Consider the following 13,140-nt stretch of genomic DNA (forward strand, 5'->3'; position numbering starts at 1 on the left):
CCGTATCCAGGATAACAAGGCGTCATCTCGCCGCGTCATGGCCGCGCTTGTCGCGGCCATCCACGCGATGACAAGAGGCAAATGTCAGGACATGAGCCGAACATGCCGTGTCCGATGATGCGTTTCGCGATGTCCCGGCGTGGATGCCCGCGACAAGCGCAGGCATGACGGCGGAAGGTGAGCTGAAATTCACCTGAGTTCGAAGGCCTGCGTCGCCGGTCATGCGGTTGTCACGGCGCGCGTCGAGCTTTAGCCTCCAGCGCATTCTGTTGTTTTTTGCGCTTGGGGGATTTCATGAGACTCGCCTCATACAATGTTGAGAATCTTTTCGATCGCGCACGCGCAATGAATCTCAAGAGCCTTTCGCAAGGCAAACCTATTCTCGAACGCTTCGCGGAACTGAATGCGCTGCTGGCGCAGCCGTCGTACAGCGCCGCCGACAAGACGCGCATGGCGAAACTTGTCAATGAACTCGATTTGGAAAAATCCGACATCAGCGATTTCGTCATCCTCCGGCGCAACAGGGGCGGACTGATCAAACGCCCCAAGTCAGGCGGCGTTGAGATTGTCGCGAGCGGGCGTGCCGATTGGGTCGGCTCGCTGGAGTTGCGCGACGAGCCCATCGACGAACAGGCGATGCGGAATACGGCGCGGGTGATGAGAGATATCGAGGCGGACGTTCTCGGCGTCGTCGAAGTCGAGAGCCGGCCGGTGCTGCGGGATTTCAACGCGGACGTCGTCGCTGCGCTCGGCGGAGAGGCATTCCGGCACGCGATGGTGATCGACGGCAACGACACGCGCGGCATCGACGTCGGCCTGTTGACGCGGCAGGGGTTCCCCATCGGCGTGCTGCGCAGCCACGTCGACGAAATGCTGGACGAGCGCAATCCGATATTTTCCCGCGACTGCGCCGAATTCGAGGTGTCGTCGCCGTCCGGCGGGCGCCTGCTGGTGATGCTCAATCACTTCAAGAGCAAGGGTTTCGGCTCGCAGCAATCGTCCAACGCCAAACGTCGCGCGCAGGCGAAACGCGTCGCGGAGATCTACGACGAGCGCATCGCCATGGGGATCAAGAACATCGCCATCATGGGCGACTTCAACGACACGCCGGACAGCGAACCTTTGAGTCCTCTCGTCGAAGGGACGGATCTGAAGGACATCTTTTTGCATCCGACATTCGCCGACGGCGGTTTTCCAGGCACCTACGGCAGTTGCGCCGCGGACAACAAGATCGACTTCATCCTGCTTTCGCCGGCGCTGTTCGAAAGGGTCAAGGGCGGCGGCGTGTTTCGCAAAGGCATGTGGCCCGGCGCGCGGGCCAAACGCTGGGAGGCCTATCCGGAAGTCGCGCGCAAGGAGGACGCGGCGTCTGATCACGCGGCGATATGGGTGGATATCGACCTATAAGGAATCGCTCAAAATCAAAATGTCGGAGCAGGTTCTCATCGAAAAAGTCTGTCAGCCGTTTGGGCGCCTGCTAGTGGGAGAGTCGCTCCATCAGCGCCATGGCGGCGGCCGGATTGCGTTCTTTGGCGCCGCTGATGACGTAGAGAAAAACATCGCGAGGCGTCGCCGCCTTCTGTTGCGTTCGCGCGACATAGTCAAGCCCGCTCGGCGCAGCGCCGCTCGCCCATTGTCGCGCACGCTGCGTCCATTGCTCGAGCGCATTATCGTCATAGCCGAGTGGAGCATCGGGACGCGTTCCCATGATGCGCGCATAGACGAAGGGCGCCGTCAGATCGGCGATAAGCGGATATTTTGAATCGCCAGCGACGACGATGGCGACCCCATGCTGGCGCGCCAGCGCGATGAATTCAGCCGTCTTGAAGCTCTCATGGCGCGGCTCAATCGCGTGCTTCAGCGGTAGGCCGCCGATGTTCTTTGGCAGCAGGGAAAGAAAAGCGTCGAAGAACCCCGCGTCGAATTTCTTGTTGGGCAGGAACTGCCACAAGATGGGTCCGAGTTTGTCCCCAAGCTCCATCACGCCGCTTGCGAAAAAGCGGTCAATCGACTCGCCCGCTTCTCGTGGCGTCTTGCGCATCACCGCGAAGCGCGGCGCCTTGACGCTGAAGATGAAGCCTTCGGGCGTTTCGTCGCGCCATTTGGCGAAGCTCGCGGCGCTCTGCGTGCGATAATAGGTGCCGTTGATTTCAATCGAGGCGAGCTTGCGGCTCGCATATTCGAGTTCGCGCTTATGCGCGAGGTCAGCGGGATAAAAGGATTCGCGCCAGGGGGCGTAATTCCAGCCGCCGACCCCGACATAGACGCGTCCGGTCTTTCGACTCATTTGCGTTCCAGCCTAGTATGGACTGGCGAGGGCTTGAGACTTACCCCCGCCGCGCCATCTTAGCGGCGTCGTCGATAACATATTTGTCTTCGTCGCCGGCTGTCGATGGTTGAAGCTGCGGCTTCTCGTATTTACCGGGGTTCGTTTGGGGAGAAGGCGCCATGGTGGCGAATTTTTTCTGGAGATTTCTATTCGCGCTGACCGCTACCGCGCTCGCCGCCTGCGATCGCGGCCCCGAAATGCCAGAGAGCGCTGGCTATGGACCCAATCCGACGCTGCCGTCGCCGCATCCGACCGGCGCATTTCCTTACGTGAATATTGCTCGCGCCGTGGGCTGGCCAAGCGGCGAAAAACCCACGCCCGCCGAGGGTCTGGACGTTGAAGCTCTTGCGACGGGGTTCGACCATCCGCGCTGGCTGTACGAATTGCCCAACGGCGACATTCTTGTCGCGGAAACCGATGCGCCGCCCAAGTCCGAGAATGAAGGCGGCGGCGTTCGCGGCTTCTTTATGGGCCTTTATATGCGCCAGGCCGGCTCGAATAAGCCAAGCGCCAACCGCATCACGCTGCTACGCGACGCGGACGGCGACGGCGTCGCCGAGACCAAGGAAGTCTTTCTGGAAAACCTCAATTCGCCGTTTGGGATGGCGCTGGTCGGCGATCAGTTTTATGTCGCCAACGCCGATTCGCTCGTGCGCTTTCCGTATAAGGAAGGCGACACGCGCATCGAAGCGCCGCCGGAGAAGGTCGTGGATCTGCCGTCGGGTCGCAATCATCACTGGACGAAGAGCCTTGTCGCGGATCCGGTGGGCTCGCGTCTTTACGTCGGCGTCGGGTCCAACTCCAACGCCGCCGAAAACGGCATGGAGGAGGAGCATAACCGCGCCGACATTCTGGAGATCGATCCGGCGACCGGCGACACACGGGTTTTCGCTTCGGGACTGCGCAACCCGGTCGGGATGGACTGGAACCCCGCGACAGGCGACCTGTGGGTCGCGGTGAACGAACGCGATGAGATCGGCGACAATCTCGTGCCCGACTACATGACAAAGGTGCGCGAGGGCGCCTTTTACGGCTGGCCCTACAGCTACTACGGACAGCATGTCGACGAGCGCGTGCAGCCGCGAGATCGGGAACTCGTGAAGCAGGCGATCCGGCCGGACTATGCGCTCGGCTCTCACACGGCCTCGCTTGGATTTACCTTCGTCGGCGATTCCGCCCTCGGGCCGTTCCAGAACGGCGCGATCATCGGCCAGCACGGATCGTGGAATCGCAGTCCCCGCGTGGGCTACCGCGTCATTTTCGTAAAGTTCGAGAATGGCGCGCCGGTGGGCGCCCCGAAAGAGGTGCTGACCGGCTTTCTGAACGAGCGCGGAGAAGCGCGGGGCAGGCCGGTCGGCGTCATCGTCGATAAGCGCGGCGCGCTGCTGGTCGCCGACGACGCCGGCGGCGTCGTGTGGCGGGCGAGCGCCGCCAAGAAGCAAGCGGAATAGCTAGCGGGTTCGGGTGAGGAAAACACGCGCTGCCTCGTCCTTCGAGACGCGTGCTGCGCGCGCTCCTCAGAATGAGGAAGCCCTTCACCTGATCGCGCTGGCGGAATAGCCGGCTGCGCTCGCATTTGGCCGCCGCCTATGCTATCGGCTGCGGTCAGCCCGGTTTTTTCGGGCGGAGTCAAGGGTCTGGCGCACATGTCCGATATTTTCCATGAGGTCGATGAAGATGTCCGGCGCGACAAGGCGGCGGACCTTTGGCGGCGCTATCACACGCCGATCCTGATCTTCGCCGTGCTGATCGTCGCTGCGACCGGCGCGTGGAGCTATTACCAGACCAACCGTCAAAAAACGGCGGAAGCCGCGAACGCCCGTTTTGAAGCGGCGGTCGCGCTCGCCAACGAAGGCAACGCGAAAGAGGCGGCGGCCGCTTTCGATGCGCTCGCCAAGGACGCTCCCAAAGGCTATGCGGCGCTCGCGCGCATCCGGGCTGCGGAACTGCGCGAAGACAGGGCGCGCGCGCTCCAGGAATTGGAGGCGATCGCCGACGACAAGAATGTCGACAAACTGAATCAGGAAGTCGCTTTGCTGCGCGCTGCGCTGATCATCCTCGAGAGCGGAGACCGCCAGAAGATGGAACGCGCGCTCGGACCGATGATGACGTCGAACGGCGCATTCCGCTTTTCGGCGCAAGAATTGAATGGTCTCGACGCGCTGGCCAATGACGATTTCGAAGAGGCCGAGAGGGACTTCAACATTCTGCTCAGCGATCGCGACGCTCCGCAATCCGTGCGTCAGCGCGCTGCGGCCTATCAGGGCTTGCTGCACGCGAAACGCGGACCCAAGCCGGCGGCGGCGCCGACGGCGGGAGCCGGGGGAGCCGCGAGCGGCGGCAATGTCACCGTGACGCCGGTGATCGAGCCGGAACAGGAAGGCGCTGCATCGTCCGGCGAGGCGCCGTTCGAGGTGAAGCCCTCGAAATAGTTGGCGTAGGGGCGCGGCAGCGCAGCGAGAAACGAGTCATGTCCTTTTCGCTCGCGATCATCGGCCGGCCTAACGTCGGCAAATCGACGCTGTTCAACCGACTGACCGGCAAGAAGCTGGCGCTTGTCGATGACCGTCCCGGCGTCACCCGCGATCGCCGGGAGGGCGAAGCCAAGCTCGCCGATCTACGCTTCACCATCATCGACACGGCCGGGCTGGAGGAAGGCCGGGGCAGAACTCTGGAAGGGCGCATGCGCGCCCAGACTGAGAACGCGATCCTCTCCGCCGATGCAATTCTCTTTCTCATCGACGCGCGCGTTGGCGTCACGCCCGACGACAAATATTTCGCCGATCTCGTCCGTCGCGCTGGCAAGCCGGTTATCCTGATCGCCAATAAGGCGGAAGGGAAGGCCGGCGGGCCAGGCGTCTACGACGCCTTTTCGCTGGGTCTTGGCGATCCCGTGCCGTTTTCCGCCGAGCATGGCGAAGGCATGGGCGCGCTCTATGACGCGCTGCGCGAGGCTCTACCGGAGGAGACCGCCGAGCCCTTCGAAGACGACGTCGCCATTGAAGAAAATCTGCGCAACGACGATGAGGACGGCAGCGATCTCGATGTCACGAAGCCGCTGCGCATCGCGGTCGTCGGACGGCCTAACGCCGGAAAATCGACGCTCATCAACCGCATTCTCGGCGAGGAGCGCCTGCTGACGGGACCCGAAGCGGGAATCACGCGCGATTCGATCTCGGTCGATTTCGTGTGGCGCGACCGCAAGATGAAGCTCTTCGACACGGCCGGATTGCGCAAGCGCGCCCGCGTCGTCGACAAGCTGGAAAAGCTGTCGGCCGCTGACGCGCTGCGCGCAGTGCGGTTTTCGGAAGTCGTCGTGCTGCTCGTCGATTCGACGATTCCCTTTGAGAAGCAGGATCTCTCGATCGCCGACCTCGCGGCCCGCGAAGGGCGCGCCGTCGTCATCGCGCTCGGCAAATGGGACCTCGTCGAGAACCGCGACGCGACGCTCCTCAAGCTGCGCGAAGACGCAGAACGCCTGCTGGCGCAGCTGCGCGGCTGTCCGGTGGTTCCGGTGTCGGGCGCGACGGGGCAGGGGCTCGACAAGCTCATGCAAGCGATCCTCGCGGTTCATGAAATTTGGAACAAGCGCATCGGGACGGGGCGACTCAACCGGTGGCTGCTGACGCAAATCGAGGAGACGCCGCCGCCGGCGGTTTCCGGGCGGCGCATCAAGATACGCTACATGACGCAAGCCAAGTCGCGGCCGCCGCATTTCGTGCTCTTCGGCAATCAGCTCGACGAGCTGCCGACGAGTTACGAGCGCTTCCTGATCAACGGTCTGCGTAAGACCTTCGACCTTCCCGGCGTGCCGATCAGGATCTCAAAAAAGTCGGGGGAGAACCCCTTCGAAGGACGTCACAAAGGCTGAGCGACTCTTGTGTCATGACGTCGCTCGCGAGATTGTGGCGCCATGCTCAAGCCTTCTCCTGAAAAACTTCTCGCTCTCGGCATGTCGTTCTGGAACGCCAAGGCGCTGCTTTCGGCAGTGGAGCTCGGCGTCTTCGACGCTCTCGCCGACGGCCCCGCCGACCTTGCGACGCTGACGCCGAAACTCGGCTTACATAAGCGCTCCGCGCACGACTTCTGCGACGCGCTCGTCGCAATGAAAGTTCTGGAGCGCGACGCCAACGGGCGTTACGCCAATACGCCCGAAACGGATTTTTTCCTTGTGCGCGGTCGGCCCAGCTATGTCGGCGGGCTGCTGGAAATGGCCAATGCGCGTCTCTACGAGAGCTGGGGACATCTGTCGGAGGCGCTGAGAACCGGCCGACGCCAAAGCGAAAATCAGGACGAGAGCGATTTCTTCGCGGCGCTTTACGCCGATCCGCAACGTCTGCGCGGCTTCCTCTCCGCGATGAGCGGCGTGAGCGCCGGCGCCGCCCAGGCGATCGCCGACAAATTCTCCTGGCGGGACTATCGGACCTTCGTCGACGTCGGCGCCGCGCAGGGCATGGTCCCCGTCACAATCGCGCGGGCGCATCCGCATCTCTCGGGCGGCGGCTTCGATCTCCCCCAAGTCGGACCGATATTCGAGGAATTTGTCGCCGCCAATGGGCTCGCGGAGCGACTGCGGTTCTACCCCGGCGACTTTTTCAAGGACGATCTGCCCAAGGCCGACGTCATCATCATGGGGCACATCCTTCATGACTGGGATCTTGAGCAAAAGCGGATGCTGTTGAAGCGGGCCTATGACGCTCTCCCAAAAGGCGGCGCGCTGATCGTCTATGAAGCCATGATTGATAATGATCGTCGCGAGAACGCTTTTGGGCTGCTGATGAGCCTCAATATGCTGATCGAGACCGACGGCGGCTTCGACTTTACGGGGGCCGACTGCGAGGGCTGGATGAAGGAAGCCGGGTTCTCCAGCTCCCGGATCGAGCATCTGACGGGGCCGGATTCCATGGTGGTCGGCGTCAAATAGAGCCGCCGCGCGCGCGAACGCGTCCACGGCGCCTGCGACGAATCCCCGCGTCTCCGCTCCGGATTTTGGTTGGACAGGAGCTAGTTTTGAATTATTCTAATTCCTGTGTCGTGGCCTAACGGCCGCGCCGACTCGAATACTCGGAGGCAAGAAAATGGCTATGCTCAAGGGCAGCAAGACCGAAGAAAATTTGAAGGCCGCTTTCGCTGGCGAATCGCAGGCGAATCGCCGTTATCTCTATTTCGCTCAAAAGGCCGACGTCGAGGGCTACAATGACGTGGCCACCGTGTTCCGCTCCACCGCCGAAGGCGAAACCGGCCACGCCCACGGCCATCTGGAGTTCCTGGAGACGGTCGGCGATCCTGCGACCGGCCTGCCGATCGGCAAGACCGCCGATAACCTCAAGGCCGCCGTCGCCGGGGAAACCCACGAATATACGGACATGTATCCCGGCATGGCGCGCTCGGCCCGCGACGAGGGCTTCGAGGAGATCGCCGACTGGTTCGAGACGCTCGCCAAGGCTGAGCGTTCGCATGCCGGCCGCTTCCAGCGCGCCCTGGACGAGCTGAAGTAAGTAGAGAATTAGGTCCTTCGCGTCATGGCCGGGCTTGACCCGGCCATCCACGCGATGGGACCGGCGAAAGGCTCAGAGCCTGACCCGCGCGCCAGCGGCTGGGCTTCAGGCTCCCTGTCTTGCGGCGACCGCTCCGCAGCATCCCCGCGTGGATGGCCGGGACAAGCCCGGCCATGACGGCCGTTGTGTTTTGGAACAACAAAGATGAGAGAAGGCAGCCTCGAGGCTCCGATCCGGCATCCGCTGGATTGGCGGAGCGCCGATTTCTATGACGATGCGAAGCTCGACGCGGAAATGCGCCGGGTTTTCGATATTTGTCATACGTGCCGGCGCTGTTTCAATCTGTGCGACTCCTTTCCGCGGCTCTTCGATCTCATCGACGAATCGAAAAGCGGCGAGCTCGACACCGTCGCGAGCGCGAATTTCAAACAGGTCGTGGACGCCTGCACCCTCTGCGACATGTGTTTCATGTCGAAGTGCCCCTATGTGCCGCCGCATGAGTTCAACATCGACTTTCCGCATCTGATCCTGCGCTATCGCGCGGTCGAAGCGAAGAAGAAGGGCGTGCCCGCCGTCGATCGCGCGCTTGCCGATACGGACCGCTACGGCCGATGGGCGACGCTGATCTCAGGCGCGGTCAATTGGGCGACGCGCCGCGACAACGCAATGATGCGCGGCCTCGAGGAGAAGGCGACGGGCATCGATCGCAACGCCGAGCTGCCAAAATACGCCAGCAAGACGCTCGAAGCGCAGGCCGCGACGCATCCGCCCATGCGCGACGAGTCGGCGCCGGCCAAGGCGCGCAAGGCCGTGCTCTACGCCACCTGCTACGGCGACTATAACGACACGTCGATCGGCATGTCGGCGCTTGCCGTGCTCGCAAAAAACGGCGTCGATGCCAAAGTCGTGCACCCGGCCTGCTGTGGCATGCCGAAGCTCGAACAGGGGATGCTCGACGACGTGGCGGAGGCGGCGCGCAAGGTCGCCGCGGCTTTCGCGCCCTATATCGACGAGGGCTACGACATCGTCGCGCCCGTGCCGTCCTGCGCGCTGATGCTGAAATTCGAATGGCCGCTGATTCTGCCGGAGGACGAGAGCGTCAAGCGTCTGGCTGAGGCGACATTCGACCTTTCCGAATATGTCGTCGACATCGCGCGCAAAGAGGGGCTGGCCGAAGGCATGGCGCCGCTCAATGGCGGCGTCGCCTTCCATGTCTCCTGTCATTCGCGCGCCCAGAATATCGGCCAGAAAGGCGCCGAGCTGCTTGCGCTGATCCCGGAAGCCGATGTGGCCGTGGTCGAGCGTTGCTCGGGCCATGGCGGCGCTTGGGGATACAAGAAGGGCAATTTCGAAACCGCGATGAAGGTGGGCAAGCCCGCCGCGCGGCAGTTGCAGAACGCCGACAAGAAGCATGTCGTTTCCGAATGCCCGCTTGCCGGACTGCATATCGAACAGGAGATCGAGACGCTCGGCGGCGAGACGCCGAAGCCGGAACGCGTCGGCCATCCGATCGTGCTGATGGCGCGAGCTTACGGGTTGTCAAACCCGTAGCGGCTGGACCCGAACCTTACCCTCCCCTTGAGGGGGAGGGTCGCGCCGAAGGCGCGGGGTGGGGTGGCCCGCCCCTCGTTTTCGTTGTAGTCACCCCACCCCGAAGCGCTTCGCGCTTCGACCCTCCCCCTCAAGGGGAGGGTGTTAGATGCGAGGCGCCTCATGACCGATCGTCACCAACTCACCGCCGCCGATATTCTTCCCTGGGCGGAATACGCCAAGGACCGGGCGGAACATCGCAAGCGCATCACGGCGCTCAAGCGGCATCGCCGGGTTGAGGTCGGCCCTTACGTCACCTTCTACTTCGAGAATTTCGATACGATGTGGCTGCAGGTGCAGGAGATGCTGCACATCGAAAAAGGCGGCGAGGCGCAGATCATCGACGAGCTTGCGGCATATAATCCGCTGATTCCAAAGGGTAATGAACTCGTCGCGACGTTCATGATCGAGATCGACGACGCGTTGCGGCGGGCCCGCGTCTTGGCGCAGCTCGGCGGCGTCGAAGAGACGGCCTCCATCGAAGTCGGCGGCGAGCGCGTCGCCGGCAAGGCCGAGCAGGATCAGGATCGCACTACGGCTGAAGGCAAGGCGAGCAGCGTGCAATTCGTGCACTTCCCCTTCACGAAGGCGCAGATTGCAGCGTTCAGGGAGCCGAACACGCGCGTGATTTTGGGCCTGTCGCATCCCAACTACAGCCATATGGCTGTTTTGTCGGAAGCGACGCGCGCATCGCTTGCGGAGGATTTCGCCTGAATGCGCGCTTGGCGGCGATCGATGATGCCTCGCCTCTAATGAAGCAAGTTTGCAGTGAGCCTCGCTTGCCATTAAGTCGTCTTCAAGCGTTTCCCTCACAACCGACAGTGCATTGACAACCCCCGCCAACGACCCCGTTTCACGCCGCCGCACCTTCGCGATCATCTCGCACCCTGACGCCGGCAAGACGACGCTCACCGAAAAGCTGCTGCTCTTCGGCGGCGCGATTCAGCTTGCCGGCGCGGTCAAGGCCAAGCGCAACGCTCAGCAGACGCGCTCGGACTGGATGAGCATCGAGCGCGAGCGCGGAATCTCGGTCGTCACCTCGGTCATGACCTTCGAATATGGCGGTTGCGTCTTCAATCTATTAGATACGCCCGGCCACGAGGACTTTTCGGAAGACACCTATCGCACGCTGTCCGCCGTCGACGCTGCGGTGATGGTGATCGACGCCGCCAAAGGCATCGAGGCGCGCACGCGCAAGCTCTTTGAAGTCTGCCGCCTGCGCGACATTCCGATCGTCACCTTCATCAACAAGCTCGACCGCGAGGCGCGCGACCCGTTCGATCTCATCGATGAAATCGAGAAAACTCTCGCGCTCGACGCGACGCCGATCACCTGGCCGATCGGTTCGGGCAGAAGCTTCGCCGGCACCTATCGATTCGCCACGAAAACCGTGCGCCGGATCGATGAGGACGCCGAGCTGCTGCAAACCAGCGGCCTCGACGATCCGCTCTTCGACACGCTTTTGCCGAGCGGCGCGGATGCGTGGCGCGAAGAGGCGATGCTCGCCGAAGAAGGCAACAAGCCCTTCGATCTCTCCGCCTTCCGCGAGGGACATCTGACGCCGGTCTTCTTCGGCAGCGCGCTGCGCAATTTTGGCGTTCGCGATCTGATTGACGCGATGGCTGAATATGCGCCGAGCCCGCGCGCGCAGGAGGCCGACAAGCGCCTCGTCGAGGCGAAGGAGCCGAAGATGACCGGCTTCGTCTTCAAGATCCAGGCGAATATGGACCCCAACCATCGCGACCGCATCGCCTTCATGCGCGTCTGCTCGGGTCGGCTCACGCGCGGCATGAAGGCGAAATTGATTCGCACGGGCAAGAATATTCCCATCAACGCGCCGCAATTCTTTTTCGCGCGCGACCGCTCGATCGCCGACGAAGCATACGCCGGCGACGTTGTGGGTCTGCCCAATCACGGCCAATTGCGCATCGGCGACACGCTGACCGAGGGCGAGGAGATTGTCTTTCGCGGCGTGCCAAGCTTCGCGCCGGAAATCCTGCGCCGCATTCTCATCGGCGACGCCATGAAGGCGAAGAAGCTGCGTGAAGCCTTGCAGCAGCTTGCGGAAGAGGGCGTCGTGCAGGTTTTCACGCCGCACGACGGCTCTGGCGCGATCGTCGGCGTTGTCGGCGCGCTGCAGCTCGACGTGCTCGCGACGCGGCTCGATGGGGAATATGGACTGCAGACGCGCTATGAGCAGCCGCGCTTTACCGTTTGCCGTTGGATCGCCTCGGACGAGCCGGCGAAGCTGAAAAGCTTTATTGACTCGAACGGCTCCAGCATCGCCGACGATCTCGACGGCGCCCCCGTGTTCATGAGTTCGTCGGCGTTCCAGCTCAACTATGACGCCGAGCGCAATCCGGCAATCACATTCTCGGATGTGAAGGACTATCAGAAGCGGGCGGCGTAGGCCGCCAACAGCGGCGAAGAAAAACCGCTCACCTGCAGTAATCGATCGCGAAGACGTCGTTGGTGAAGGCGCCCGAATAAAGGATTTGCCTCGGAAGCGAAGTGATCAGCGTAATGTGCGCGTTCAGCAGCTTGCCATAGGCCTGAATGATGTATCCCCCGTTCTCTTTTGCAACGTCTTCGACGGCGTATGCGTCGGTTCGTCCATCGTCCACGATCGCGAGCGTCGAACTGATCGGGGAATAGGCGACCGTATAGGGGGCTGCATAGAGATTGTCGCTATGGCGGCAGAGCAGCGTCAAAGGCTTCGCTTGCGCCGAATTTGCAAAAACCGAGGCGGTCGCAACCGCTAACAACGCCGCTGCAATGTTCACTTTCATCACCCATGTGTTGCTTGGGGCGAGTTGAAACATGCCTTGTTTGCGCGACGACGACAAGAACGCGGCGCGCGGCCGGCGCAAAGGGCTAGGCGCCCTTGATCAGCGCCAAGAACGCCCCGATGAGCGCCACGGTCGCGGCGAGAATGAGGACGTTTGCGGAGAACTCCAGAGCCTTTTGGGTCTCGGTCAGAACCGCGGAGAAATAATTGCTGTGCAGCAGAGCTGTCATGTTTGTTCCCTAAGACGCACCGCGAGCGGACGGGAGCGATTGGTCAGGTTTAGACTCCGGAGAGTCCACGAAGACTTAAGCCCGCCAGCGTGTCGACGAGCCGCTCGAGCGCGTCTTCGTCGAATTTGAGCGAGAAGGGCGGCTGCGCCAGCCGCTCCGCGTCTCGCACGAAGAACATCGGCTGCTGGGCAAGCCACAGCATCGCGAATGTGACGGTCTCCGCAGAGGCGTCTTGCGGCAGGAACCGCCGCACGACCCGTTCCGCCAAGCGAAAGATGCGGGGCGGCGAATTCGCGATGAAGGCGCTGAAGACTTCGCTCGGCTGCACGCTTTCCCAGGCGAAGATGCGCAGAAAGCGGCTGACGCGATCGCGCTTGACGAGCGGCAGCAGAAACTGATGCAGATAGCGCCGGAGCGCGTCCTCAGGCGAAAGCGCATCGAGCTCTTCGGGGTCCAGGAACGCATTCTCTTCGAAGGCCCGCGTCGCAGCAATCAACACTTCACGATAAAGTCCGTCCTTGCCGCCGAAGTGGTAATTGACGGCCGCCTGATTGGCCATCGCCCTTTGGGTGATGAGCCGCACCGAGCCGCCGTCATACCCATATTCCGCGAAGACCGACGTCGCCGCTTTGATGAGCGCAGCGCGCGTCGTCTCCGTCGAGCGAGACGCGACGCGCGCCTGATCCATATTACTCAAGGCGTCGT

13 protein-coding genes are annotated in these 13,140 nt (G+C 62.4%); 9 read left to right on the plus strand and 4 right to left on the minus strand.

Annotation, left to right across the window (positions count from 1 at the left end):
• Nucleotides 1-294 precede the first annotated feature (294 nt).
• The gene (locus ACPS74_RS00885; RefSeq protein WP_029649625.1) at nt 295-1,407 is read left to right on the plus strand and encodes an endonuclease/exonuclease/phosphatase family protein; all 1,113 of its coding nucleotides are present in this window, start codon (nt 295-297) and stop codon (nt 1,405-1,407) included.
• Nucleotides 1,408-1,477: 70 nt separating this feature from the next.
• Here the strand turns inward: ACPS74_RS00885 and ACPS74_RS00890 are convergent, their stop codons facing one another.
• Nucleotides 1,478-2,287: a DUF72 domain-containing protein gene (locus ACPS74_RS00890; protein ID WP_029649624.1), complete on the minus strand. Its 810-nt coding sequence runs from the start codon at nt 2,285-2,287 to the stop codon at nt 1,478-1,480.
• Between the two features lie 161 nt (nt 2,288-2,448).
• Here ACPS74_RS00890 and ACPS74_RS00895 point away from each other — a divergent pair, with 161 nt between their 5' ends.
• From ACPS74_RS00895 to ACPS74_RS00930, 8 genes are all read left to right on the plus strand, one after another.
• On the plus strand, nt 2,449-3,780 hold the full coding sequence (locus tag ACPS74_RS00895) for a PQQ-dependent sugar dehydrogenase (protein WP_029649623.1): 1,332 nt from the start codon (nt 2,449-2,451) through the stop codon (nt 3,778-3,780).
• 195 nt (nt 3,781-3,975) lie between these two features.
• Nucleotides 3,976-4,761 carry a tetratricopeptide repeat protein gene (locus ACPS74_RS00900; protein WP_029649621.1) on the plus strand — a complete coding sequence of 262 codons (786 nt, stop codon included), beginning with the start codon at nt 3,976-3,978 and terminating at the stop codon, nt 4,759-4,761.
• Nucleotides 4,762-4,799: 38 nt separating this feature from the next.
• Nucleotides 4,800-6,200: a ribosome biogenesis GTPase Der gene (gene der / locus ACPS74_RS00905; RefSeq protein ID WP_029649619.1), complete on the plus strand. Its 1,401-nt coding sequence runs from the start codon at nt 4,800-4,802 to the stop codon at nt 6,198-6,200.
• A 42-nt stretch (nt 6,201-6,242) separates the two neighbouring features.
• A complete protein-coding gene (locus tag ACPS74_RS00910; protein ID WP_029649617.1) occupies nt 6,243-7,253 on the plus strand; it encodes a methyltransferase in 1,011 nt (336 codons plus the stop codon).
• A gap of 154 nt (nt 7,254-7,407) precedes the next feature.
• Nucleotides 7,408-7,827, plus strand: coding sequence for a rubrerythrin family protein (locus ACPS74_RS00915; protein WP_026223003.1), 420 nt, complete (start codon nt 7,408-7,410; stop codon nt 7,825-7,827).
• 204 nt (nt 7,828-8,031) lie between these two features.
• Nucleotides 8,032-9,378, plus strand: coding sequence for a heterodisulfide reductase-related iron-sulfur binding cluster (locus ACPS74_RS00920; RefSeq protein ID WP_029651660.1), 1,347 nt, complete (start codon nt 8,032-8,034; stop codon nt 9,376-9,378).
• 162 nt (nt 9,379-9,540) lie between these two features.
• A complete protein-coding gene (locus tag ACPS74_RS00925; RefSeq protein ID WP_029651364.1) occupies nt 9,541-10,131 on the plus strand; it encodes a DUF3501 family protein in 591 nt (196 codons plus the stop codon).
• 112 nt (nt 10,132-10,243) lie between these two features.
• Nucleotides 10,244-11,827 carry a peptide chain release factor 3 gene (locus ACPS74_RS00930; protein ID WP_029651363.1) on the plus strand — a complete coding sequence of 528 codons (1,584 nt, stop codon included), beginning with the start codon at nt 10,244-10,246 and terminating at the stop codon, nt 11,825-11,827.
• A gap of 28 nt (nt 11,828-11,855) precedes the next feature.
• Here ACPS74_RS00930 and ACPS74_RS00935 read toward each other — a convergent pair whose 3' ends face one another.
• From ACPS74_RS00935 to ACPS74_RS00945, 3 genes are read right to left on the minus strand one after another with little or no spacing between them, the layout of a single operon-like run.
• A complete protein-coding gene (locus ACPS74_RS00935; RefSeq protein WP_157055274.1) occupies nt 11,856-12,239 on the minus strand; it encodes a hypothetical protein in 384 nt (127 codons plus the stop codon).
• Nucleotides 12,240-12,291: 52 nt separating this feature from the next.
• Nucleotides 12,292-12,435, minus strand: coding sequence for a hypothetical protein (locus tag ACPS74_RS00940; RefSeq protein ID WP_157055273.1), 144 nt, complete (start codon nt 12,433-12,435; stop codon nt 12,292-12,294).
• Between the two features lie 49 nt (nt 12,436-12,484).
• Complete coding sequence (locus ACPS74_RS00945; RefSeq protein ID WP_036242004.1) at nt 12,485-13,123, minus strand: TetR/AcrR family transcriptional regulator; 639 nt, start codon at nt 13,121-13,123, stop codon at nt 12,485-12,487.
• Between the last annotated feature and the right edge of the window lie 17 nt (nt 13,124-13,140).

This window comes from Methylocystis sp. SB2 (assembly GCF_049817085.1).
GTDB lineage: Bacteria > Pseudomonadota > Alphaproteobacteria > Rhizobiales > Beijerinckiaceae > Methylocystis > Methylocystis rosea.